This is a genomic window from Aeromonas sp. FDAARGOS 1404 (assembly GCF_019047085.1).
Classification (GTDB): Bacteria; Pseudomonadota; Gammaproteobacteria; order Enterobacterales; family Aeromonadaceae; genus Aeromonas; species Aeromonas veronii.
Genome location: NZ_CP077237.1, coordinates 1,935,916 through 1,957,376, shown reverse-complemented (window position 1 = coordinate 1,957,376; position 21,461 = coordinate 1,935,916). Strand labels below are relative to the sequence as shown.

The window sequence follows — 21,461 nt, the reverse complement described above, 5'->3', positions numbered from 1 at the left end:
TGCTTTGCCGGAAGGGCTCACGCGCCGAGGCGGGCCAGCAGCCAGCTGCGAATGTCGCCCAGCTGCGGGCGGCAGATCTCGTGACGCATCGGGTACTCGTGCCACTCGGGGGCGAGTCCGGCGCTTTCCAGCCAGTTCTTGGCATCCCAACCGAGCGACAGGCTCACCACATCGTCATAGATGCCGTGCATGTAGCAGATGGGCAGGGTGCGAGCAGCCTCGCTCATCTCGCCGAGCAATTTGTCGGGGGCTGCCAGATAGGTGGACATGCAGAGCAGGCCCGCTAGCGTTGTCTGGTAGCGCAGCGCGGTGAAGGAGGCAATCACCCCGCCCTGAGAGAAACCTGCCAGCACGATATGCTCGGGGGCAAACCCGTCGGCCACCAGCTGATCGAGCAATGCGACAATCTGGTCGGCTGATTCACGGACATGGGACTCCACGGCCCGCTCGGCGGGATCCTCGAAGCTCTTTATGTCGTACCAGCCGCGCATCTTGTAGCCCATGTTGATAGTGATGGGGCGCTCGGGGGCATCCGGCAGCAGGTGACGCACCGGTAGCTCGGCGGGCAGATCCAGCGCGTCCACCAGCGGGGCGAGACCGGCGCCGGAATCACCCAGCCCATGCAACCAGATCACCGCGTGACGGGCGCCCTGCGGGTGCAGGTCGATCATGGGAACACCACCTCTTCGCCCGCCTGAGCGGTGCAGGATTGGCTCAGCAGCGCCTTGAGCTCGTGGCCGAAGCGGTTGTCGATCCAGGTGTCACCCTGCAGTTCGAAGTGGAAGCCGTTCTCGCGGGTGGCGACCCAAATCTGGTGCAGTGGCTCCTGCTTGTTGATGATTACCTTGGTCTTGTTCTCGAAAGAGAGGGTCAATACGCCGCCGCTGCGTTCGCAGTCGATATCCGGATACCCCTCGTCGAGCGTGTCTTCCACATATTGGAAAAAGGCGTCGGTCAGGGCGTGATACTCGTGATCCTTCATCGGTTTATCCTGTTGCTTTTAACAATGTGAGTGCGATTATAGAGGGCCAAAAATTTTTTCGCAGCGAACCATTATGATCACCCAGTTCACCAAGTGTCTGCTTGCCACTCTTCTGTCCCTCGGGTTGGCCGCGTGCGGTCTGAAGGGGCCGCTCTATATGCCGCCCCCCGAGCAGCCACAGAGCCAGAGTACACCGCAAGCAGCACCGCCTGCGACCACTGAGGCTGCCACCGAGGCCGCGCCGCACTAATGCCGCACCCATTTTAGGAAGGAACCGCCCCCTTGGATCACTTTAACTACGACGCCGACGGCCAGCTTCAGGCCGAGCAAACCTCGCTGCAACAGCTTGCCGAGCAGTACGGTACCCCGCTTTACGTCTACTCCCGTGCGACCCTCGAGCGCCACTGGCACGCCTTCGACAAGGCCGCTGGCGATATTCCCCATCTGATCTGCTATGCGGTGAAGGCCAACTCCAATCTGGCGCTGCTCAACCTGCTGGCCCGTCTGGGCTCGGGGTTTGACATCGTCTCCGGTGGCGAGCTGTCGCGGGTACTGGCGGCGGGTGGTGATCCGGCCAAGGTGGTATTCTCAGGCGTGGCCAAGAGTGAAGCGGAGATGCGCCTGGCGCTGGATAAAGAGATCCTCTGCTTCAATCTGGAGTCGGAAGCCGAGCTGGAGCGCCTCAATCGGGTGGCGGGCAGCATGGGCAAGAAGGCTCGCGTCTCGGTGCGGGTCAATCCGGATATCGATGCCGGTACTCACCCCTATATCTCCACTGGCCTCAAGCAGAACAAGTTCGGCATTCCCATCGAGCTGGCGCCAGCCATCTATCGCAAGGCGGCCGCGATGGCGAACATCGAGATCGTCGGGGTGGATTGCCATATCGGCTCGCAACTCACTGAATTGAATCCCTTTATGGAAGCGGCTGACAAGCTGCTGCGGCTGATCGACGGTCTGGCGGCGGAAGGGATTCATATCCACCATCTGGACGTGGGCGGTGGCCTTGGGGTCAACTATGGTTCCGAGCAGCCACCCCATCCGACCGAGTATGCCGAAGCGCTCAAGCAGAAGCTGGCGGGCCGGGATCTGACCCTGCTGTTCGAGCCGGGCCGCGCCATCGTCGCCAATGCCGGCGTGCTGCTGACTCGGGTCGAGTACCTGAAGCCGGGCGAGACCCGCAACTTCGCGCTGATCGATGCCGGCATGAACGACATGCTGCGCCCCTCGCTCTACGGCGCCTGGATGAACATCATCGAGGTGGATAGCCGTGTCGGCCATGCTCCCGCGATCTATGACGTGGTGGGCCCGGTGTGCGAGACCGGCGACTTCCTCGGCAAGGAGCGCACCCTGGCCATTGCCGAGGGCTCCCTGTTGGCAGTGCGTTCGGCCGGAGCCTACGGCTTTACCATGTCATCCAACTACAACACCCGTCCGCGCGCAGCCGAAGTGCTGGTGGATGGTGCCGAGGCACACCTGATCCGCGAGCGGGAGCAGTTGGCCGATCTCTGGCGCGGTGAGCACCTGCTGCCCTGATGGCGCAGGCTGGGACAATGATTTCATAACGGTTGACGGTGAGTTTTTACAGCCCTAACAGCACAGGAATGCACGATGTGGATAGATTGTTCCAGGATGCATGGGGCTTTGGACAACGACTTCATGGCGCTTGGCGACCCTTGGTTCGGTGAATTTTTACAGCCCTAACAGCACAGGAATGCACGATGTTGATAGATTTTTCCAAGATGCATGGCTTGGGCAACGACTTCATGGTGGTGGATGGCGTCACCCAGAAGGTATTTTTCAGCAATGACGTCATCAAGAAGCTGGCAGATCGCCACTTCGGGATCGGCTTTGACCAGCTGCTGCTGGTGGAGCCGCCCTATGACCCTGAACTCGACTTTCACTATCGCATTTTCAATGCCGATGGCAGCGAGGTGGAGCAGTGCGGCAACGGCGCCCGCTGTTTTGCCCGTTTCGTGCGTCTCAAGGGGCTGATCAACCGGGATCGCATCGCGGTCAGTACCGCCCGGGGTCGCATCGTATTGCAGCTGGAGGGGGAGAATCAGGTCACGGTCAACATGGGGGTGCCCCAGTTTGAGCCGGGCAAAATCCCGTTCCGGGCCCAGAAGGCGGAAAAAACCTATCTGTTGCGGGCACAGGAGCATACCGTGATGTGTGGCGTGGTCTCCATGGGCAATCCCCACTGCGTCATCGAGGTGCCTTCGGTCGCCGATGCACCGGTCGAGACGCTCGGTGCCATCATGGAGCGCCACGAGCGTTTTCCCGAGCGGGTCAACGTCGGTTTCATGGAGATGGTCAATGCCACCGAGATCAAGCTGCGGGTGTTCGAGCGGGGCTGTGGCGAGACTCTGGCCTGCGGCACCGGTGCCTGTGCTGCGGCGGTGATTGGCATCAGTCAGGGCAAGCTCAAGGAGCGGGTCACCGTCAGTCTGCCGGGCGGCAAGCTGACCATCGCCTGGAAGGGGCCGGGCCAGCCGGTCTATATGACAGGTCCCGCCGAGCATGTCTTTGACGGCCAGATAGAGGTTTAGCCGATAAAGGTTCAGGTACGGGGGGCGTTGGCCCCCTTTGCCCATGATGTCGGGGCAGCGAGCCCCATTTCTCTGATGGATCAACCAATTTATGAGCGAACTCAAACGGCAGGAGCAATCGGTGGATGAAGCCACTGTGCTGGAGTACCTGGCCCGTTATCCCGAGTTTTTCCAACGCCATGCCGCCGTGCTGGACCGGATCCGCATTCCCCATGAACGCAAAGGGTCGGTCTCGCTGGTCGAGCGTCAGCTGGAGCGTCAGCGCGAGCGGATCGAACAGCTGGAGCAGGAGATCACCGAATTGATGGGGATCGCCAGCGAGAACGAGCGGATCTTTCGGGTCTATGCCGATCTCTACGGCGAGCTGTACGGTTGCCAGACCCTGTTCGAGGTGAGTGCCGTGATGGGCAAGGCCTTTGTCCAGCGGCTGCGCCTGACCGGGCTGCGGCTCTGGCTCAACCCCAAGAAGTTTACCCTGAGCGGGCCCGAGCAGCGTTTTCTGGCACAGGGCAAGCAGCTCGAATCCCTGCTGGGTCAGCGTCTGCCGGGGCAGGATTACTACTTTGGCCGCCTGAGCCAGAGCGAGAAGCAGGCACTGTTTGGCCACGATGTGCTGGTCAACTCGGTGGCCCTGATGCGGCTCGGCGATCTCGGTTTGCTGGCCTTCGCCAGCTCGGATCCCGGCCACTTTACTCCCCACAACGACACCCTGCTGCTGGGCCAACTGGGGCGCCTGCTGCAACTGCGTCTGCCCGAGTTGACTCATGGCTAGAACACCGGCCAGGGCGCCCGCCAAAGCTCCCGTCGTCGCACCGCCACTGCCTGCGGTACTGGCGGACGAACTGGCGGCCTTTATCGAATACCTGAGGGTCGAGCGTCAGCTCAGCCCTCATACCCGCAATAACTATCAAGCCCATCTGGAGGCGATGACCGCCGAGCTGGTGACGCTGGGTCTCACTGACTGGGGTCGGCTCGAGGCGAGTCAGGTGCGCACTCTGGTGACCCGGATGCACAAGGCGGGCCTTGCTCCACGTTCCCTGTCCACCAAGGTCTCTGCCCTGCGCAGCTTTTGCGACTGGCAGGTGCGGCAGGGGCGGCTGACCGCCAATCCGGCCCGCGGCATCGTCACCCCCAAACAGGGGCGGCCGCTGCCGAAAAACCTCGATGTGGACGAGATGCACCAGCTGCTCAACATCACCGACGAGCAGGATCCGCTTGCGGTGCGGGATCGCGCCATCATGGAGTTGATGTACTCCTCAGGGCTGCGTCTGGCCGAGCTGGTGGGGATCAATCTGGTGGATCTGAAGCTTGACGACCGTCAGCTCAAGGTGACCGGCAAGGGCTCGCGGGAGCGGGTGCTGCCTATCGGCCGGATGGCGGTCGAGTGGCTGCAGAAGTGGCTCAAGGTGCGCCCGCTGCTGGCCGGGGACGAGAGCGAGGCGCTGTTTGTCTCCAGCCGCAAGCAGCGGCTGTCGGCCCGCTCGGTGCAGGCCCGTCTCGATGGCTGGGGCAACAAGCAGGCGCTCAACGCCCATGTCCACCCCCACAAGCTGCGCCACAGCTTCGCCACCCATATGCTGGAGTCCTCCGGCGATCTGCGGGCGGTGCAGGAGCTGCTGGGACATGCAGACCTCTCTACCACCCAGATCTATACCCACCTCGACTTCCAGCATCTGGCCAAGGTTTACGACAGCGCCCACCCCAGGGCCAAGCGTGGCCCGGATGCGCAGGACGATGAATAACGGGCCCTGAGCCCCGTTGCAGAGGAGAGTCCATGCACTTCTATCGCCGCTGGCAGCCGGTTGCTGCCATATCGTTTGACCTCGATGACACCCTCTATGACAACGGCCCCGCCATCGTGCGCGCCGAGCAGTGGATGCTGAGCCATCTGCGCAGCGAATATCTGGCTACCGCCATGCTCGACAAGCCACGCTGGCTGGATCTCAAACGCGCTGTGCTGATGGCACGGCCCGAGCTGCGCCACGATGTCAGCCTGGCGCGCCAGCAGACCATCCGCGCCGCCATGGTCGAGGGGGGGATGGCCGACCAGCAGGCCAGTCGTGAGGCGGAGCAGGTCTTTACCGCGTTTCTGGCAGAACGCTCGAAGATCGAGGTGAGCGAGTCCACTCATCAGCTGTTGGCCAGACTGGCCGAACGCTATCCGCTGGTGGTCATCACCAACGGCAATCTGGATCTGGTTCAGGCAGGGCTGGATCGCTACTTCACGCTGGTCTGCAAGGCGGGGGCGGGCGCCAGGATGAAACCGGCGCCGGATATGTTTGAGCAGACCCGTAGTGCCCTCAAGCTGCCAGCAGAGCGGATCCTCCATGTGGGGGATCATCCCGAGACCGATGTGCTGGGTGCCCGCTTGCATGGCTTTCGCGCCGCCTGGCTCAACGAGCGGCAGCAACCGTGGCAACCGTGGCAACAGTTGCAACTGTTGCCGGACGTGGAGCTGACGGCACTGGAGGAGCTGGCCGAGCTGCTGCTCTGATGGCGTTGGCGGGTGGCCCGGCTCAGGCGGTAATGGCTGTCATCGAATAGCGATATATGGCAAGGGGTTACGCCCGCTATTTGCGACAAACCAACCCGAGCAGGGTGTAGCGATCGCGCTGGTTGACGCGGCAGTAACTGATGCCGACGGGCAGCGCTTGCTGCAGGGTGATGGCGCTGTTCTGATAGCTGCAGACCAGATAGAGGGGGCGCAGGCTGCTATCGAGCTGGCTCCAGTAGTGGATCTCGTCGCTGTCGCCATTATCCGGTTTGAGCTGGGCCAGCTCGGCAGGATCTCCGTCGAACAGGGCCAGATTATCGAGCCGATGGCTGAGGGTTTCGTCCGGTTTGCCATCGTCATTGCGGGTGAACGCCTGCCAGCCCTGCTGCGGGGTCAGCTGCTGGCGAGTCTCGATGGTGGCGGGACAATCAAATTGCAGGCTGGCGGCAAGGGCCAGGGTAGTCAGTAACATGGCTGTTGTTCTCTCTTCACGTCCTCAATACGGCGCCATGCTACGTCATCTTCCGCCGAACAGCTTCATCAGCTTATCAAGCAGATCAAGCTGTTGTGGTGGTTGCTTCATGGCTTCCGCCTCCCGCTCCAGCAGGGCCCGCTGCTCCTGCTGGCGGTCGCTCAGCACCCGGTAGAGGGGCTCGACCAGCGCCTCGCGCTGCATCACCAGCTCCTGAAACATTGCCTGATTGATGCGATAGGTTTCGACGGTGGCCACCGCCCGTACCGTGAAGGAGCTGGGCTCGCCGGTGAGCAGGCTCAGTTCGCCAAAAAAGTCTCCCGCGTTGAGCGTACCAAGCTTCAGCTCTCGCCCTTCGACATTGACCACCATCTCGGCTTCCCCTTTGACCAGCACGAACAGCCAGCTGGAGACATCCCCCTGTTCCAGCATGATGTCGCCGCTGACGAAGGGGGCGAACTTCACCTGATCGGCCAGCTGGAGCAGCTCGTTCTCCTGCAACATGGCAAACAGCGGTAGCTTGCGCAGGGTATCGGTCCGTTCGGCGGTGTGGCGCTTGTGGCGGGCATCCAGATGCTGCTTCTCCTTGGCCATAAAGACGTTGAAGATCGGCGGGGTGAGGCGGCGATCGTTGCGGCGCAGGGCGGCATCGATCAGGCTGCGCACCATGGAGTCGGTCGGATCGTCACGAGCCAGATCGGTCAACCAGTAGCGCACTGCATAGCGGGCAATCCCACCCTCTACATTCATCAACAGGCAGTCCGGTTGCGGATGCTTGGCGACGCAGGGGAGCTTGGTCTCCCGCAGGGATTTCTCGATCAGCGCGATGATCTGGGTCGGCAGGGTATCCAGGGTCAGATCGAACCAGACCCAGCGCCGCCACTGCAAGGGTTCGCCACGGCGGCGCCCGAGCACGGTGAAGCGCTGTTTGAGCAGATGGCTGTTGGGGATGACGACTGTCTCCCAGTTGCGGGTCTCGATGGTGGTGGCACGCCAGTTGATCTCCACCACCCGGCCCTGGGTGGTATCGACTTGCAGCCAGTCACCGATGGCGATGGAGTTGTCGAGCTGAATGGAGACCCCGGCCAGCAGGTTGCCCAGGGTGTCCTGCATGGCGAAGGCGATGACCGCGGTGATGACCGCCGAGGTGGTGACTATCTCTCCGAGCGCCATGCCTGAGGCGTAGAGGCGAAACAGACCCCAGCCGATATAGCCGATGGTGATGACGATATCGGCGATGATCCGCGGGATCCGCACATGGCAGAGGGGGAGCAGAAACTCGAACAGCAGGATCCCCCATATCTTGACCAGTATCAGGCCGGCCAAGAGGGTGGAGATCTCGATCAGCAATTGATGGGGCAGCGGCAGTTTGAACCAGCCCCCTTCCAGCTGGATCAGCAGGATCACCACCGCGCTAATCATCACGAAACTGAGCTCGGAGAGCAGCTCCCGTCGCTGTCCCGGACGGCGCCAGAAGTGGATCAGCATCAGGGAGAGGGTGAGCAAGGTCCAGAACGGGTGTTCTCCAATCCAGGTCAACGTCGGTAGCGCGGTGAGGTTTTCGCCAGCCATAGCAGCACCTTATTGTGGTTTTATTTCCAGCATAGCTGCTGCGGCGCGGGGAAATGGTGCGTTGGGGCGGCAATTTATTTATCCTGTGCAGAACCGGGCAAAGGAGTGCGATTGAGTGAAATTTTCAAAGAAAATCATCTGTTTGATGGCCCTGTTGCCATTGGCTGGCTGCGATCTGCTGGCCGAGAAGTATCGGGTCGAATTCCGGGATGGCTCCTGGCGTGAAATAGCCATTACCCCCTTCTCCAGCGAGGCGCGCTGGCGCGAGGGGTGTGCCACCGGCGAGGTGCTGAGTGATATGAAGGTGCCCATCAAGCGGGGTGACACGGTCAATGGTCGTGAGCAGTTGCTGATCGGCGGCGAGAAGTTCGAGCTGGATGACAACAACCTCTACCGCAGCAACGGTATGGTGTTTGGCCATTCGCCTGACCATATCCAGCGCGGGCTCAAGGGGATGGATATCTGCCGCACCTTGCGCCCCGAGCGGGGCGGACTGCCCAAGCTCAAGGCGCGCGGGTTTGGCGACTGAATCGATGAGGGATTAACTAGCCGCCATCAATGCACAACGCTGGCGGCAGGCATCGCCAAAGGCTTGAAAGATCTTGATGGAGTGGGGGTTTTCATTGGCTTTCCACTCCGGATGCCACTGCACTGCCAGCAAAAAGGGTGACAGTGAGGGAGCATGAAGTGCCTCGATCAGCCCATCTTCGGCGTGGGCCAACGGCTCCAGACCCTTCCCCAACCGGTTGATGCCCTGTCCATGCAGGGAGTTGACCGGAATCTGTTCCTCCCCCATCAGTTCGGCAAACCAGCTGCCGGGCAGCAGTTTGATCTGATGGCTCGGCCCATACTGCTCGTCGACCGGATCGTCGGCATCCTCCCGGTGATCGTCATAACCCGGCTCGTTATAGACCTTCTGATGGATGTCTCCCCCCAGCGCCACGTTGATCTCCTGCATGCCGCGGCAGATCCCGAGGATCGGCAAGCCACGGGCCAGCGCTCCTTTGATCAGCGGCAGATCGAACAGGTCGCGATCCCTGTCTTGCTGTTTTTCCGGCGTGAGGTTTTCCTGACCGTAGAGGGCCGGATCGATGTTGGAACCGGCGCCGCTCAGATAGACCCCATCGGCGAGATCCAGATACAGCTCCAGATCGGTGGTGCCGCAGCAGGTGGGTACCAGCAGCGGGACGCAGCCGCTTATCTCCACCAGCGGCATGATGTATTTGTGGGTCATCACCTGATAGGCATGGCCGTTGCGGGGCTGGGCGCCCATGGTCATCAGCACGACAGGTTTACGGGGAGCGGGAGGCTGGGGATTTGGCATAGGGCACCTTGATTATCCTTGGCGTTGAAGTCTCATCCTGCGCCTTGGGCAGGCCCTTGCAAACCGGCAGGGCAAGGGCATGCCTCAAGGCATGGTCATGGGATCCCGCGTCAGTCCGGGTGGCAGAATCGTTGGTCAGCCTGGGCAGCGACAGCCTGGATCCTCTCTTCAGTCTGACAAGGCCGTTCAATATGTCAAACAAAATGATACCAAATTGTTAACATGTCTGTTTTGGTCTGCTCTGAAGCGGCGATTTAACGGGGTTGTTGAGATGGGCCGTTATGGCTGGGGTAGCAAAATGGTGGATATATTAAACGCGCAGGGATGGCGGGGGGATGTGGAGAGGAAAAGGCATCAATAGAAGCACGCCTCCGCAAGGGGAGGCGTGTTTCGGGGATCACAGCAGGTCTTCGATCTCGCCGCGCAGATACTGGTACATCTCGCGGTAGGCGACCGGCGGCTTGTTCAGCTCCCGCTCCTTGTTGGCGGAGCGGATCAGCTGGCGCAGCTTTTGGCGATCCAGCTCGTGGAACTGGGACATCAGCTCGTTGAGGGCGCTGTCACCTTCGGTGATCAGGCGCTCGCGCCACTGCTCCAGCCGATGCAGGCGTGCATTCACGGTGGAGTGACGGTTCTTGATGATGGAGAGTGCTTCGGCAATCGGCTCGATATCGCGGCTGCGCATCAGGCGGCCGATGAACTGCAGATGGCGACGGAAGGACTCATCCTTCTTCGGCTTGAGTTTGCGACCCAGCTCGACAGCTTCTGCAAGCTCTTCATCCAACGGGATTTTTTCCAGCTCACTGTGGCTGAGGGAGACGATCTCTTCCCCCATTTTCTGCAATGCTTCGGCATCGCGCTTGAGCTGGCTCTTGCTGGGGCCCCAGTCTTCGAACTCGTTGTCGTCTTGATATTGACTCATCGGTCTCTTGATTCCTGTCATTCACGTTTGGCTGATATGTTACCAGCTTCTCCCGCTGGGCGCAGGGGTCTGATATGCTTACCCCCCTTTCCTTCTTTCATACAGATGTGAGTTATGGATCAGCAAGACCAAATCCGCCAGGATCAAGCCCATCTCGAGGCCGTGGTTGCCGAAGCCCTGGAGATAGCCAAAGGACTGGGCGCCTCGCTGGCCGAAGTCTCCATCAGCAAGCAGACCGGGTTGTCGGTGAACACCCGGGGTTGTGAACTGGAAAGCATTGAATTCAATAAGGATGGCGCCCTCGGCATCGCTGTCTATCGCGATGGTTGCAAGGGATCTTCCTCGACCACCGATCTGAGCAAACCCGCCATTCGTGCCGCCGTTGAAGCGGCCATCGAGATTGCCCGTCACACCTCGGCCGATGATTGCGCCGGTCTGGCGGACGCCGAGCTGCTGGCCTGGGATGCCCCCGATCTGCAACTGTGTCACCAAATCGAACTGGATCCCCAGCGCGGGATCGAACTGGCCATCGAGTGCGAGCGGCTGGCGCTTGGTCGCGATGCCCGTATCAAGCACTCCGACGGCGCCGGTTTCTCCAGCCATCTTGGCATCAAGGTCTATGGCAACAGCCACGGCTTCGTCAAAGGCTACGCGGCGTCGCGCAACTCACTGAGCTGCGTGCTGATAGGCGAGCAGGATGGTGATATGCAACGGGATTATGGCTACTCCTCCAGCCGTACCCTCGATGGGCTCTGGAGCCCGCAGCGTATTGCCGATGAGGCGGTGGAGCGTACCGTCTCCCGCCTCGGCGCCCGCAAAATCACTACCCGCCATGCGCCTGTGCTGTTCCACCCGGACACTGCCTCCGGCCTGTGGGGCCATCTGGTGATGGCCATCAGCGGTGGCAACCTCTATCGCAAGTCGAGCTTCCTGCTCAACAAATTGGGCAAGCAGATCCTGCCAGAGTGGCTCACCATTCAGGAGTTCCCCCACCTGCTTGGCGGGCTCGCCAGTACCCCGTTCGATGGCGAAGGGGTGCGTACCCGCGACATGGATATCATCCGAAATGGCGAGCTGATGAGCTGGCTGCTTACCTCCTACTCCGCTCGCAAGCTGGGGCTGACTACTACGGGTCACGCCGGTGGCATCCACAACTGGCAGGTTTCCAATACCGGCCAGGATTTTCAGGGCATGCTGAAAGAGATGGGCACCGGTCTGCTGGTGACCGAGTTGATGGGGCAGGGGGTCAATATCGTCAATGGCGACTACTCCCGCGGCGCTGCCGGTTTCTGGGTCGAGAATGGCGAAATAGCCTATCCGGTCGAGGAGATCACCATCGCCGGCAATCTGGCCGAGATGTTCAGCCATATCGTGGCGGTGGGTAGTGACGAGGATGAGCGTTCCAGTCTCAAGACCGGCTCGGTGCTGGTAGAGAATATGAAGCTGGCGGGTCACTGATCCCGGTTTCAACAGAACCGAAACCATGAAAAAGGCCCCCTCGCCAACGCGAGGGGGCCTTTTTATCGGCCTGCGATCAGGGGGCTATCAGCCCTTGATGCGCTCGATGCGGCCACCCAGACCCTGCAGCTTCTGCTCGATGTCTTCGTAGCCACGGTCGATGTGATAGATACGGTCGACGATGGTGGAGCCTTCGGCCACGAAGCCGGCCAGTACCAGACTGGCGGAGGCGCGCAGATCGGTCGCCATCACCTGGGCACCCTTGAGTTGCTCGGTGTCACGGCAGATGGCCACATTGCCCTGCAGTTCGATGTCTGCACCCATCCGCACCAGTTCGGGAACGTGCATGAAGCGGTTCTCGAAGATGGTCTCGGTGACCATGCCGGTGCCTTTGGCGACGGCGTTCAGCACGGTGAACTGTGCCTGCATGTCGGTCGGGAAGGCCGGGTAGGGGGCAGTCTTGATGGTGACCGGCTTGAGGGGGCGGCCAGTCATGTCGAGGGTGATCCAGTCTTCACCCTTCTCAATCAGGGCGCCAGCCTCTTCCAGCTTGACCAGTACCGCTTCCAGCAGAGTCGGGTCGGTCTTGCGGCAGGTGATCTTGCCGCCGGTGACCGCTGCGCCCACCAGGAAGGTACCGGTTTCGATGCGATCAGGCTGCACGCTGTAGTTGCCGCCGTGCAGACGCTCGACACCGTCGATGGTCAGGGTGTCGGTGCCCGCCCCCTGGATCTTGGCACCCAGGGTATTGAGGAAGTTGGCCAGATCGACCACTTCCGGCTCGCGTGCGGCGTTTTCGATCACGGTGCGGCCATCAGCCAAGGTGGCGGCCATCATCAGGTTTTCGGTACCGGTCACGGAGACCATGTCCATCAGGATGTGGGCGCCTTTCAGGCGACCATCGACACGGGCCTTGATGTAACCATCTTCGATGGTGATCTTGGCACCCATCAGCTCCAGGCCGTGGACGTGCAGGTTGACCGGACGGGCACCGATAGCGCAACCGCCAGGCAGGGAGACGTCAGCCGCGCCGAAACGGGCGGCCAGCGGGCCCAGCGCCAGAATGGAGGCGCGCATGGTCTTCACCAGCTCGTAGGGGGCGACATGGTTGTTCACCGCACCGGTCAGCACGGTGACGTTGCCGTTGACCTTGGTGGTCGCGCCCAGCATCTCCAGCAGCTTGATGGTGGTGCCCACATCTTTCAGGCGCGGCACGTTGGAGAGGTGAACCTCTTCATCACAGAGCAGGGTTGCGAACAGGATCGGCAGCGCGGCGTTTTTGGCGCCGGAGATGGTCACTTCGCCGTTGAGAGTACAACGACCATCGATTTTGAATTTGTCCATTTTTACTTCGTTACCAAATCAGGAGGGCAATAGGAATTTACGTTCGCGTTTCCACTCGGCGTCGGTGAACGCCTTGATGGAGAGGGCGTGAATGGCGTTGCTGGCGATCTTGTCCATCAGCGGGGCATAGATGGCCTGCTGCTTCTTGACCCGGCTCATGCCGTCAAACATGTCACCGACGGCGATCACTTGGTAGTGACTACCGTCCCCTTTGACATGGACTTCGGACAATGGCAGAGCCTCAAGGAGTATCGCTTCAATTTCAGAGACTTGCATTATGCGTCCTCAGTTGTGAGCGGGGTTGACTGAAACAGCCCGGCCACCCCGTAGAGGTTGGCCAGGGTATAGAAATCACTGGAGGCGCCCACCAGTTGCGGTGTGGCGCCTCGCGCTAATACGGCTTTGGCCCATTTGACCAGCAGGGCCAGTCCGGCTGAGTCGAGGGTGGTGACGCCGCCGAGCTCGAGCTGGTCGTCCTGCCACCATTCGGCGCGGCGTTGCCACAGGTCATTGACCTGTGGCGCCTGCAGCTCACCGCTGAGAGTCATGGTTTGAGTACCAGCGGCTTGGCGTTGTGTTCGCGCAACTGGGCGATCACCGCATCAATGCCGTTCTGGCGAATGAGGCCGCCCAGCTCGCTCTGCTTGGCGGAGAGCAGGCTGATCCCCTCTGCCACCATGTCGAAGGCTTTCCATTCGCCGGTCTTGTTGTTCTTGCGCAGCTTGAACTCGAGGAAGATGTCGGGCTTGCCGGCCTCTTTCACGCTGACGTTGACGGCGGTGATGTTGCCGCTGGGAGCTTTGCCCGGCTCGACCTTGACGGTCTGCTTGTCAAAATGGGCCAGCGCATCTGCGTAGGAGCTCACCATGTACTCGGTGAACACCTCGACGAAGGCATTGCGCTGCGCTTCGGTGGTCTCTTTAATCTGGTTGCCAAGCACCTTGTAGGCGGCGAAGCGGTTGTCCACATAGGGCAGCAGCTCTTCGCGGATGATCACCCGCAGGTGATCCGGATTGCTCTTCACCTGGGCCTGATCGGCTTTCAGGCGGGCAAAGGTCTGCTTGGCAGCCTGATCCACCAGCGCATTGGGGTCGGTGGCATCGACTGCGGCCTGGGCAGACAGGGAAAAGAGCATGCTGGTCATCAGACCCAGCAGCAGGGCGATTTTCTTGAACATGATTACTCCTTCTTGCTGTCTGATTTGCTGTCGGAGGATTGGCTGTAGAGGAACTTGCCAATCAGATCTTCCAGCACGATGGCGGATTTGGTGTCTTCAATCAGGTCGCCATCCTTGAGCATCTCGGTGCCCATCTCCTCATCGCTGAAGCCGGGGGCCAGACCGATGTACTGCTCGCCGAGCAGACCGGAGGTGAGGATGGAGAGGGAACTGGTATCGGCAAACTGGCCAGCGCTCTTTTGCATCATCAGGGTCACTTCGGGCACCTGGGTTTTCGGGTCCAGTACGATGTCGCTGACCCGGCCTACCACCACGCCGCCGACCTTGACCGGCGAACGGACTTTCAGGCCGCCGATATTATCGAAATGCGCGCGCAGGGTATAGGTTTCTCCTTCCGGTTTGAAGCTCAAACCGGCCACTTGCAGGGCCAGTGCCAGAATGGCACCGATGCCAGCCAGCATGAAGGTGCCGACCAGGAATTCTACTTTGCTGAACTTCATCTTTACCTTATCCAAACATGACTGCAGTGAGTATAAAATCCAGGCCGAGCACGGCGAGGGATGAGTGGACCACGGTACGGGTCGTGGCCTGACTGATTCCGGCCGAGGTCGGCTTGGCATCATAGCCGTTAAAGAGCGCAATCCAGGTGACCACCAGGGCGAAAATCAGGCTCTTGATGGCGCCCTGCATGATGTCCTCATGCCAGTCGACGGAGGCCTGCATGGCAGACCAGAAGCCCCCTTCGTCCACGCCGAGCCAGTCCACACCAACCAGCTTGCCGCCGAAGATGCCGATCAGGCTGAACATAAAGGCCAGCAGCGGCATGCTGATGACGCCAGCCCAGAAGCGGGGGGCGACCACCCGGCGTAGCGGGTCGACCGCCATCATCTCGAGGCTTGAAAGTTGCTCGGTGGCCTTCATCAGGCCGATTTCAGCGGTCAGGGCCGAACCGGCACGGCCGGCAAACAGCAGCGCCGTGACCACAGGCCCCAGCTCCCGCAGCAGGGAGAGGGAGACCAGCGGTCCCAGGCTCTGCTCTGCGCCGAAATCCTTCAATACGTTGTAACCCTGCAGCGAGAGCACCATGCCGATGAACAGGCCGGAGACCAGAATGATGGCCACCGACTGCACACCCACCACATAGAGCTGCTGGACAAGCAGCGGGAAGTGCTTGCGCGGCTCGGGTTTGCCCGCCAGCGCATGGAACAACATGATGGTGGCGCGACCGACGGAGCTGATAAACCGCACTCCGACCCGCCCCAGCTTGCTTATTTGACTTATCAACATCAGAGATCCTGTAGCAGATCGCCTGCCGGAAAATGAAACGGAACAGGACCATCGGGCAATCCTTTGAGGAACTGCTCGACTTCGGGATTGTGCTCCTCGCGCAGCTGATCCGGCGTGCCGTGCGCCACCACCTTGCGATTGGCAATGATGTAGGCGTAATCGGCGATGCTCAGCACCTCTTTCACGTCGTGGGTGACGATGACGGAGGTGATGCCGAGGGCATCGTTCAGCTCCTTGATCAGCTTGACCAGCACCGCCATGGTGATGGGATCCTGCCCGACGAACGGCTCGTCATACATGATGAGGTCAGGATCGAGCGCAATTGCCCGAGCCAGCGCCGCCCGGCGCGCCATGCCGCCGGAGAGCTCGGAGGGCATCAGTTTCGCCGCGCCGCGCAAGCCCACCGCCTGCAGCTTCATCATGACGATGGTGTGGATCAGCTCCTCCGGCAGGCCGGAGTGCTCTCGCAGCGGGAAGGCCACGTTGTCGTAGACCGTCATGCCGGTAAACAGGGCGCCGCTCTGGAACAGCATGCTCATCCGCTTGCGCACTTCATAGAGGCGCGAACGGGAGAGGGTGGGGATATCTTCCCCGTCAAACAGAATGTGACCGGACTCCGGCTTGAGCTGGCCACCGATCAGCCGCAGCAGGGTGGTTTTACCGATGCCGCTCGGGCCCATGACGGCGGTTACCTTGCCACGAGGAATGGTCAGGTTGATCCCGTCATACAACAGCCGATCTCCGTGACTGAAGGTCAGGTCGGAGATGGTGATCAGGTCATTGTTCAAACAATTGTCCATCCGGTGTAAATGAGGTGCGAATTTTATGGGGTAGTCTAGGTCTAAGCAACAGCAAGGAACAACTATTGAACAGGCTGCAAGCCCATTTGCACGACAGTTTTCTGTAACAAAGTGCGTCATTGAGAGCGGGACTTGCCATCCGATTCGCTTATCCGGGCAGACTTTTTTATAATCCCGCAGCTAATTTCGGCCCGGAGCTGTGTCTTTATGTCTGTAAAGCCTGAGAAAGTGTCTGAACTGTTCGATTTTCGTCGCAGTGCCCGCGCGGTGCTGGACACAGAAAAGCAAGCCATTGATGGACTCTATCAGTATCTGAACGACGCCTTCGACAAGGCGTGCGAGATGGTGCTGCGCTGCGGTGGCAAGATAGTGGTCACCGGCATGGGCAAATCGGGCCATATCGGCAGCAAGATCGCCGCTACCCTCGCCAGCACCGGCACACCGGCCTTCTTCCTTCACCCGGGAGAAGCGAGTCACGGTGATCTGGGGATGATCTCCAGCGGTGACCTTATCATCGCCATCTCCAACTCCGGCGAGAGCGACGAAATCCTGGCCTTGCTGCCGGTACTAAAGCGCCGCGGCATTCCGCTCATCTGTATGACCGGTAATCCGGCTTCCACCATGGCCAAAGAGGCCAACGTGCACCTGTGCATCAAGGTGGAGAAAGAGGCCTGCCCGCTGGGTTTGGCACCCACTTCCAGCACCACGGCAACCTTAGTCATGGGCGATGCCCTGGCGGTCGCCCTGCTGGAAGCACGCGGTTTTACCGCCGATGACTTCGCCCTCTCTCACCCGGGCGGATCGCTCGGCAAGCGTCTGTTGCTGCGGGTTGGCGATCTGATGCACAGCGGCGAGCTGTTGCCCCGGGTGGGGATAGATGCCACCATCAGCCAAGCGCTGCTGGAAGTGAGCCGCAAGGGGCTCGGTATGACGGCGGTGGTCGATGGCAATGGCCTGCTGGCCGGGCTCTTTACCGATGGCGACCTGCGCCGCATTCTCGACCAGCAGATCGATATCCATCACACCCCCATCAGCCGTGTGATGACGGCCAACTGTGTTACCGTAGGTCCAGAGATGATGGCTGCGGAAGCCGTCAAGCTGATGGAAACGAGAAAAATCAACGGATTACTGGTCGTGGATGAAGAGCAACGCCCGCTCGGCGCCTTCAATATGCACGACCTGCTGAAAGCCGGAGTAATTTGATGCAAAACGTACCGACCCTCTATGGTCCGGTGACGCGCAGCCAGTTTGAGAAGGCGGCGCAAATCCGCCTGCTGGTGTGCGATGTGGACGGGGTGCTCTCCAACGGCCTCATCTACATGGGAAACAACGGCGAAGAGCTGAAAACCTTCTGCACTCGCGATGGTGCGGGCATGCGAGCACTGCTCAATGCAGGGATCGAGATCGCCATTATCACCGGGCGCAACTCCCGTATCGTAAGCGATCGGATGAAAAGCCTGGGGGTGGCTCATGTGGTGCAGGGGGCTGATAAAAAGCTGCCTCACTTCGAAGCGCTGCTGGCCAAGCTGGGGCTGACCCCGGAACAGGCTGCCTATATGGGCGATGACACCATCGATCTGCCGGTGATGGCCTCCTGCGGCCTGGGTATCGCGGTGGCCGATGCCCATCCGCTGGTGCTGAGTCGTGCCGATATGGTGACCCGGCTTGGCGGTGGCATGGGCGCGGTGCGCGAGGTGTGTGACCTCATTTTGCAGGCGCAGGGCCACGACGATTATCAGCCCGAGGCCTCGGTATGAGCAGACAGACCCTGTTGTTTGCCCTGCTGTTTCTGGTCGCGCTGGTTGCCTGGCAGTTGGGTAAGGTTGAGCTGGTGCCTGAGAGCGCCGTCAAAATCGAAAACTATCAGCCGGATTTTGTCGCCAAAGATCTGGTGACCACCCGTTTTGATATCAACGGCAAGCGCACCGAGCGGTTGGAGTCGACCTACGCCGAGTATTATCAAATCCTCGAGCAGGCCACCTTCGACAAGCCGGTGGTCTACATGTATGACGATCAGGGTGCCGCCGAGTGGAAGGTGACCGCCGAAACCGGCGTGCTCAACACCGGCGACAACGTCATCCTGCGGGACAAGGTGCATCTGGATGGTCTGCTGCCCACCTCTTTCATTTCCACACTGGATACCCCCTATCTGGAGCTGGATCTGGTGACGCAGGATGTGCGCAGCAACCGGGAAGTGAACATTCTGGGTCGGGATTTCCAGACCCAAGGGGTTGGCCTCAAGGGCCATCTGGACCGCAAATATTTTGAGTTACTGGATCAAGGCCATGCCATCTATTTCAATGAAAAACGCTAATCTGGCCCTCGCAGCCCTGTTGCTGTGTGGTGCGGTGACCGCCAAAGAGTCCGACTTTGCCGAGAAGGTCTACGTCGATGCTGTCAAACAGGTGGCCGAGATGCAGGACAACCGCATCACCTTCGAAGAGGACGTGACCATCAATCAGGGCACCATCCGAATCAAGGCTGACAAGGTGGTAGTGACCCGTTCCGGCGAGAAAGGAGCCGAGGTGATGACTGCCTACGGCAAGCCCGCCACCTTCTTCCAGATCCTGGATAACGGCAAGCCGGTCAATGCCCACGGCAATACCATCCGCTACGAGCTGAAGAACCGGCTGGTGACCATCACCGGCAACGGTCAGCTCAAGCAGGAAGATAGCCAGGTCAATGGCGATCTGATCCGCTACGACATCGTCAAACAGAAGATGATTGCCGAGAGCAAGAGCCCGAGCCAGCGGGTCAAAACCGTATTCCTGCCGGATCAGGTAGAGAATTTCGACAAGCCCGCCGACCAGAAGAAGCAGGGAAAATAAGCCATGGCAGTGTTAAAAGCAGTGGGTCTGCAGAAGAGCTACAAGCGCCGTATGGTGGTGAGTGACGTCAGCCTTGAAGTGGGCGCTGGCCAGATTGTCGGCCTGCTCGGTCCCAACGGGGCGGGCAAGACCACCTCCTTCTACATGATCGTGGGGCTGGTGCAGCGCGATGCCGGTCTCATCACCATCGACGATCAGGACATCAGCCTGCAGCCCATGCATGTGCGGGCGCGCAACGGCATCGGTTACCTGCCGCAGGAGGCCTCCATCTTCCGTCGCCTGTCGGTGTTCGACAACCTGATGGGAGTGATGCAGACCCGCAAGGGGTTGAGCCGTGAGGAGCGTGAGGACAAGGTTCAGCAACTGCTGGAAGAGTTCAATATCACCCACATTCGCGACAACCTGGGTCAGAGCCTCTCCGGCGGTGAGCGCCGTCGGGTCGAGATCGCCCGTGCGCTGGCGGCCGAGCCGCGTTTTATTCTGCTGGATGAACCCTTTGCAGGGGTTGACCCGATTTCTGTGATAGACATCAAGAAGATCATTCAGCATCTGAAAGATAGAGGTCTTGGCGTCTTGATTACCGACCACAACGTCAGAGAGACTCTGGACGTATGTGAGAAGGCCTATATCGTCAGCCACGGCAAGATGATTGCCGAAGGTGCACCGGCTGACATCCTTGCCGATGAGCAGGTCAAGCGCGTCTATTTGGGCGATCAATTCAGTCTATAGTAAGGGGGCATGCCTTCATTTCCTTTGACGAGTGCCTCGCTGAACATAAGGATATCCCGACGTAGATGAAGCCGACATTACAGTTGCGTCTCGGTCAGTCCCTGACCATGACGCCGCAATTACAACAAGCGATTCGTCTGCTCCAGCTCTCCACTCTGGAACTTCAGCAGGAAATTCAGCAAGCGCTCGAAAACAACCCTCTGCTGGAGCAGGAAGAGAGCGAGGCGCAAGAGACCAGTCCGGAAGCGCCGGTCGATGCCAGCCAGCTGGATTCCAGCGATGCCATGGCTCAGGAGCAGATGCCGGACGAGTTACCGGTGGATACCACCTGGGACGAGGTTTACTCTGCCGGCACAGCCCAAAGTGCGGGCCCCATCCACGATGGGGAAGATAGCGTCTATCAGGGAGAGACCACCGAAAACCTGCAGGATTATCTGCTGTGGCAGATGCGGCTCACACCGTTCAGCGATGTGGATGCCGCCATCGCGCTCGCCATCATCGATGCCATCGACGAATCCGGTTATCTGACCGTTGCGCTGGAGGATATCCAGGCTGCCGTTACCAGCGATGACGTAGAGGTGGAGCTCGATGAGGTCGAGGCGGTACTCAAGCGGGTTCAGCACTTCGATCCGGTCGGCATTGCTGCCCGTTCTGTGCAGGAGTGTTTGCTCATCCAGCTGGATCAGTATGACCCGCAGACCCCCTGGCTCAACGAGGCCAAGGAGGTGATCCTCGAGCACATGGAGCTGCTCGGCAACCGGGATTACCGCACCCTCGCCCGCAAGACAAAACTCAAAGAGAGCGACCTCAAGGAGGTGCTGGATCTGATCCAGCTGCTGGAGCCGCGTCCCGGCAACGGCATCATCCAGAGTGACTCTCAGTACGTGATCCCCGACGTCTCCGTGGTCAAGAAGGGCAGCAAGTGGGTGGTCGAGCTCAATCCCGACTCTGCCCCCCGCATCCGGGTCAACGAGACCTATGCCGCCATGGCCCGCAACGCCCGCAGCAGCACCGACACCCAGTTTATTCGCTCCCATTTGCAGGAAGCCAAGTGGTTCATCAAGAGTTTGGAAAGTCGCAATGACACCCTGCTGAAAGTGGCCAGTTGCATTGTCGAGCAGCAACAGGGCTTTTTCGAGTATGGTGAAGAGGCGATGAAGCCCATGGTGCTCAATGACATCGCCGAAGCGGTAGAGATGCATGAGTCGACCATCTCCCGGGTGACGACCCAGAAGTACATGCATACCCCCCGTGGTATCTTCGAATTGAAGTTTTTTTTCTCCAGCCATGTGAACACCGAAGGAGGAGGAGAGTGCTCATCGACCGCAATTCGCGCGCTCATCAAGAAGCTGGTCACGGCAGAGAATCCTGCCAAGCCGTTAAGTGATAGCAAGATCGCGGATTTGCTGGCCGAACAGGGTATTATGGTGGCGAGACGCACGATCGCTAAGTATCGCGAATCCTTGTTTATCCCACCTTCCAATCAGCGCAAACGCCTGGTTTAGGCAAACAAAAGGATGATG

General features: G+C 60.0%; 27 protein-coding genes. 14 read left to right on the top strand and 13 right to left on the bottom strand.

Translation table 11 applies throughout. From position 1 onward, the window contains the following. Positions 1–17: 17 nt before the first annotated feature. Positions 18–671, bottom strand: a complete 654-nt coding sequence (locus I6L34_RS09120; RefSeq protein WP_216956634.1) for an alpha/beta hydrolase — start codon at positions 669–671, stop codon at positions 18–20. Next, positions 668–982, bottom strand: a complete 315-nt coding sequence (gene cyaY / locus I6L34_RS09115; RefSeq protein ID WP_019444859.1) for an iron donor protein CyaY — start codon at positions 980–982, stop codon at positions 668–670. Before cyaY ends, I6L34_RS09120 begins: the two co-directional genes overlap by 4 nt. Positions 983–1,055: 73 nt before the next feature. On the opposite strand from cyaY, the gene I6L34_RS09110 reads away from it, so the two are divergent. The 6 genes from I6L34_RS09110 (at position 1,056) to I6L34_RS09085 (ending at position 6,025) form a co-directional block, all read left to right on the top strand. Further along, positions 1,056–1,232, top strand: a complete 177-nt coding sequence (locus I6L34_RS09110; protein ID WP_019444858.1) for a lipoprotein — start codon at positions 1,056–1,058, stop codon at positions 1,230–1,232. A gap of 32 nt (positions 1,233–1,264) precedes the next feature. Further along, entirely contained in the window at positions 1,265–2,515 is a 1,251-nt protein-coding gene (lysA, locus tag I6L34_RS09105) for a diaminopimelate decarboxylase (RefSeq protein ID WP_216956630.1), read from the top strand. Positions 2,516–2,700: 185 nt separating this feature from the next. Then, on the top strand, positions 2,701–3,531 hold the full coding sequence (gene dapF, locus I6L34_RS09100; protein ID WP_005336371.1) for a diaminopimelate epimerase: 831 nt from the start codon (positions 2,701–2,703) through the stop codon (positions 3,529–3,531). 91 nt (positions 3,532–3,622) lie between these two features. Continuing rightward, complete coding sequence (locus I6L34_RS09095; RefSeq protein ID WP_216956627.1) at positions 3,623–4,303, top strand: DUF484 family protein; 681 nt, start codon at positions 3,623–3,625, stop codon at positions 4,301–4,303. Continuing rightward, positions 4,296–5,273, top strand: a complete 978-nt coding sequence (gene xerC, locus I6L34_RS09090; protein ID WP_160880540.1) for a tyrosine recombinase XerC — start codon at positions 4,296–4,298, stop codon at positions 5,271–5,273. Before I6L34_RS09095 ends, xerC begins: the two co-directional genes overlap by 8 nt. Before the next feature lie 32 nt (positions 5,274–5,305). Continuing rightward, positions 5,306–6,025 (top strand): HAD-IA family hydrolase, encoded by a 720-nt coding sequence (locus I6L34_RS09085; protein ID WP_216956624.1) that lies wholly within the window; start codon positions 5,306–5,308, stop codon positions 6,023–6,025. A 76-nt stretch (positions 6,026–6,101) separates the two neighbouring features. Here I6L34_RS09085 and I6L34_RS09080 read toward each other — a convergent pair whose 3' ends face one another. Both I6L34_RS09080 and I6L34_RS09075 read right to left on the bottom strand, forming a co-directional pair. After that, on the bottom strand, positions 6,102–6,497 hold the full coding sequence (locus I6L34_RS09080; protein ID WP_058058610.1) for an STY0301 family protein: 396 nt from the start codon (positions 6,495–6,497) through the stop codon (positions 6,102–6,104). 45 nt (positions 6,498–6,542) lie between these two features. Then, positions 6,543–8,069 (bottom strand): cyclic nucleotide-binding domain-containing protein, encoded by a 1,527-nt coding sequence (locus tag I6L34_RS09075; RefSeq protein ID WP_058058611.1) that lies wholly within the window; start codon positions 8,067–8,069, stop codon positions 6,543–6,545. A 145-nt stretch (positions 8,070–8,214) separates the two neighbouring features. On the opposite strand from I6L34_RS09075, the gene I6L34_RS09070 reads away from it, so the two are divergent. Continuing rightward, positions 8,215–8,598: a hypothetical protein gene (locus tag I6L34_RS09070; protein WP_040069030.1), complete on the top strand. Its 384-nt coding sequence runs from the start codon at positions 8,215–8,217 to the stop codon at positions 8,596–8,598. Positions 8,599–8,610: 12 nt separating this feature from the next. On the opposite strand, the gene I6L34_RS09065 is transcribed toward I6L34_RS09070, so the two are convergent. Both I6L34_RS09065 and yjgA read right to left on the bottom strand, forming a co-directional pair. Then, positions 8,611–9,393, bottom strand: a complete 783-nt coding sequence (locus tag I6L34_RS09065) for a gamma-glutamyl-gamma-aminobutyrate hydrolase family protein (protein WP_058058612.1) — start codon at positions 9,391–9,393, stop codon at positions 8,611–8,613. Between the two features lie 397 nt (positions 9,394–9,790). Next, complete coding sequence (gene yjgA / locus I6L34_RS09060) at positions 9,791–10,315, bottom strand: ribosome biogenesis factor YjgA (RefSeq protein ID WP_005336359.1); 525 nt, start codon at positions 10,313–10,315, stop codon at positions 9,791–9,793. Between the two features lie 114 nt (positions 10,316–10,429). Here yjgA and pmbA point away from each other — a divergent pair, with 114 nt between their 5' ends. Further along, the gene (gene pmbA / locus I6L34_RS09055; protein ID WP_216956621.1) at positions 10,430–11,773 is read left to right on the top strand and encodes a metalloprotease PmbA; all 1,344 of its coding nucleotides are present in this window, start codon (positions 10,430–10,432) and stop codon (positions 11,771–11,773) included. 87 nt (positions 11,774–11,860) lie between these two features. Here pmbA and murA read toward each other — a convergent pair whose 3' ends face one another. Genes murA through mlaF form a run of 7 tightly spaced genes read right to left on the bottom strand, consistent with a single transcriptional unit; the run spans position 11,861 to position 16,381 of the window. Then, positions 11,861–13,117 (bottom strand): UDP-N-acetylglucosamine 1-carboxyvinyltransferase, encoded by a 1,257-nt coding sequence (gene murA, locus I6L34_RS09050; protein WP_058058614.1) that lies wholly within the window; start codon positions 13,115–13,117, stop codon positions 11,861–11,863. Between the two features lie 18 nt (positions 13,118–13,135). Next, positions 13,136–13,393 (bottom strand): BolA family iron metabolism protein IbaG, encoded by a 258-nt coding sequence (ibaG, locus tag I6L34_RS09045; RefSeq protein WP_005306001.1) that lies wholly within the window; start codon positions 13,391–13,393, stop codon positions 13,136–13,138. Further along, positions 13,393–13,665, bottom strand: a complete 273-nt coding sequence (locus tag I6L34_RS09040; protein WP_005336352.1) for a lipid asymmetry maintenance protein MlaB — start codon at positions 13,663–13,665, stop codon at positions 13,393–13,395. Before I6L34_RS09040 ends, ibaG begins: the two co-directional genes overlap by 1 nt. Further along, entirely contained in the window at positions 13,662–14,294 is a 633-nt protein-coding gene (locus I6L34_RS09035) for a phospholipid-binding protein MlaC (RefSeq protein ID WP_005336350.1), read from the bottom strand. Before I6L34_RS09035 ends, I6L34_RS09040 begins: the two co-directional genes overlap by 4 nt. A 2-nt stretch (positions 14,295–14,296) precedes the next feature. After that, positions 14,297–14,794 (bottom strand): outer membrane lipid asymmetry maintenance protein MlaD, encoded by a 498-nt coding sequence (gene mlaD, locus I6L34_RS09030; RefSeq protein ID WP_019444849.1) that lies wholly within the window; start codon positions 14,792–14,794, stop codon positions 14,297–14,299. A gap of 7 nt (positions 14,795–14,801) precedes the next feature. Continuing rightward, positions 14,802–15,581 (bottom strand): lipid asymmetry maintenance ABC transporter permease subunit MlaE, encoded by a 780-nt coding sequence (gene mlaE, locus I6L34_RS09025; protein ID WP_005336345.1) that lies wholly within the window; start codon positions 15,579–15,581, stop codon positions 14,802–14,804. Further along, positions 15,581–16,381, bottom strand: coding sequence for a phospholipid ABC transporter ATP-binding protein MlaF (gene mlaF, locus I6L34_RS09020; protein WP_005336343.1), 801 nt, complete (start codon positions 16,379–16,381; stop codon positions 15,581–15,583). The genes mlaE and mlaF overlap by 1 nt, the downstream gene beginning before the upstream one ends. Positions 16,382–16,588: 207 nt before the next feature. On the opposite strand from mlaF, the gene I6L34_RS09015 reads away from it, so the two are divergent. The 6 genes from I6L34_RS09015 to I6L34_RS08990 all read left to right on the top strand — a co-directional run bounded on the left by I6L34_RS09015 (position 16,589) and on the right by I6L34_RS08990 (position 21,443). Beyond that, entirely contained in the window at positions 16,589–17,584 is a 996-nt protein-coding gene (locus tag I6L34_RS09015; protein WP_058058615.1) for a KpsF/GutQ family sugar-phosphate isomerase, read from the top strand. Further along, complete coding sequence (gene kdsC / locus I6L34_RS09010; protein ID WP_075115821.1) at positions 17,584–18,138, top strand: 3-deoxy-manno-octulosonate-8-phosphatase KdsC; 555 nt, start codon at positions 17,584–17,586, stop codon at positions 18,136–18,138. The genes I6L34_RS09015 and kdsC overlap by 1 nt, the downstream gene beginning before the upstream one ends. Continuing rightward, the gene (gene lptC, locus I6L34_RS09005) at positions 18,135–18,695 is read left to right on the top strand and encodes an LPS export ABC transporter periplasmic protein LptC (protein ID WP_005336338.1); all 561 of its coding nucleotides are present in this window, start codon (positions 18,135–18,137) and stop codon (positions 18,693–18,695) included. The genes kdsC and lptC overlap by 4 nt, the downstream gene beginning before the upstream one ends. Further along, complete coding sequence (gene lptA / locus I6L34_RS09000; RefSeq protein WP_040068817.1) at positions 18,682–19,209, top strand: lipopolysaccharide transport periplasmic protein LptA; 528 nt, start codon at positions 18,682–18,684, stop codon at positions 19,207–19,209. The genes lptC and lptA overlap by 14 nt, the downstream gene beginning before the upstream one ends. A gap of 3 nt (positions 19,210–19,212) precedes the next feature. After that, positions 19,213–19,938, top strand: coding sequence for an LPS export ABC transporter ATP-binding protein (gene lptB, locus I6L34_RS08995; RefSeq protein ID WP_058057521.1), 726 nt, complete (start codon positions 19,213–19,215; stop codon positions 19,936–19,938). 65 nt (positions 19,939–20,003) lie between these two features. Continuing rightward, complete coding sequence (locus I6L34_RS08990; protein ID WP_005336331.1) at positions 20,004–21,443, top strand: RNA polymerase factor sigma-54; 1,440 nt, start codon at positions 20,004–20,006, stop codon at positions 21,441–21,443. Positions 21,444–21,461: the final 18 nt, after the last annotated feature.

Coding starts and splice junctions, on each gene's coding strand:
- I6L34_RS09095 (WP_216956627.1), top strand. CDS start 3,623: ATGAGCGAACTCAAACGGCAGGAGCAATCGGTGGATGAAGCCACTGTG.
- cyaY (WP_019444859.1), bottom strand. CDS start 982: ATGAAGGATCACGAGTATCACGCCCTGACCGACGCCTTTTTCCAATAT.
- lptA (WP_040068817.1), top strand. CDS start 18,682: ATGAAAAACGCTAATCTGGCCCTCGCAGCCCTGTTGCTGTGTGGTGCG.
- I6L34_RS09110 (WP_019444858.1), top strand. CDS start 1,056: ATGATCACCCAGTTCACCAAGTGTCTGCTTGCCACTCTTCTGTCCCTC.
- I6L34_RS09065 (WP_058058612.1), bottom strand. CDS start 9,393: ATGCCAAATCCCCAGCCTCCCGCTCCCCGTAAACCTGTCGTGCTGATG.
- I6L34_RS09120 (WP_216956634.1), bottom strand. CDS start 671: ATGATCGACCTGCACCCGCAGGGCGCCCGTCACGCGGTGATCTGGTTG.
- yjgA (WP_005336359.1), bottom strand. CDS start 10,315: ATGAGTCAATATCAAGACGACAACGAGTTCGAAGACTGGGGCCCCAGC.
- dapF (WP_005336371.1), top strand. CDS start 2,701: ATGTTGATAGATTTTTCCAAGATGCATGGCTTGGGCAACGACTTCATG.
- lptC (WP_005336338.1), top strand. CDS start 18,135: ATGAGCAGACAGACCCTGTTGTTTGCCCTGCTGTTTCTGGTCGCGCTG.
- I6L34_RS09015 (WP_058058615.1), top strand. CDS start 16,589: ATGTCTGTAAAGCCTGAGAAAGTGTCTGAACTGTTCGATTTTCGTCGC.
- mlaF (WP_005336343.1), bottom strand. CDS start 16,381: ATGGACAATTGTTTGAACAATGACCTGATCACCATCTCCGACCTGACC.
- murA (WP_058058614.1), bottom strand. CDS start 13,117: ATGGACAAATTCAAAATCGATGGTCGTTGTACTCTCAACGGCGAAGTG.
- kdsC (WP_075115821.1), top strand. CDS start 17,584: ATGCAAAACGTACCGACCCTCTATGGTCCGGTGACGCGCAGCCAGTTT.
- I6L34_RS08990 (WP_005336331.1), top strand. CDS start 20,004: ATGAAGCCGACATTACAGTTGCGTCTCGGTCAGTCCCTGACCATGACG.
- mlaE (WP_005336345.1), bottom strand. CDS start 15,581: ATGTTGATAAGTCAAATAAGCAAGCTGGGGCGGGTCGGAGTGCGGTTT.
- mlaD (WP_019444849.1), bottom strand. CDS start 14,794: ATGAAGTTCAGCAAAGTAGAATTCCTGGTCGGCACCTTCATGCTGGCT.
- I6L34_RS09080 (WP_058058610.1), bottom strand. CDS start 6,497: ATGTTACTGACTACCCTGGCCCTTGCCGCCAGCCTGCAATTTGATTGT.
- I6L34_RS09035 (WP_005336350.1), bottom strand. CDS start 14,294: ATGTTCAAGAAAATCGCCCTGCTGCTGGGTCTGATGACCAGCATGCTC.
- I6L34_RS09075 (WP_058058611.1), bottom strand. CDS start 8,069: ATGGCTGGCGAAAACCTCACCGCGCTACCGACGTTGACCTGGATTGGA.
- I6L34_RS09070 (WP_040069030.1), top strand. CDS start 8,215: ATGGCCCTGTTGCCATTGGCTGGCTGCGATCTGCTGGCCGAGAAGTAT.
- xerC (WP_160880540.1), top strand. CDS start 4,296: ATGGCTAGAACACCGGCCAGGGCGCCCGCCAAAGCTCCCGTCGTCGCA.
- pmbA (WP_216956621.1), top strand. CDS start 10,430: ATGGATCAGCAAGACCAAATCCGCCAGGATCAAGCCCATCTCGAGGCC.
- I6L34_RS09040 (WP_005336352.1), bottom strand. CDS start 13,665: ATGACTCTCAGCGGTGAGCTGCAGGCGCCACAGGTCAATGACCTGTGG.
- lptB (WP_058057521.1), top strand. CDS start 19,213: ATGGCAGTGTTAAAAGCAGTGGGTCTGCAGAAGAGCTACAAGCGCCGT.
- I6L34_RS09085 (WP_216956624.1), top strand. CDS start 5,306: ATGCACTTCTATCGCCGCTGGCAGCCGGTTGCTGCCATATCGTTTGAC.
- ibaG (WP_005306001.1), bottom strand. CDS start 13,393: ATGCAAGTCTCTGAAATTGAAGCGATACTCCTTGAGGCTCTGCCATTG.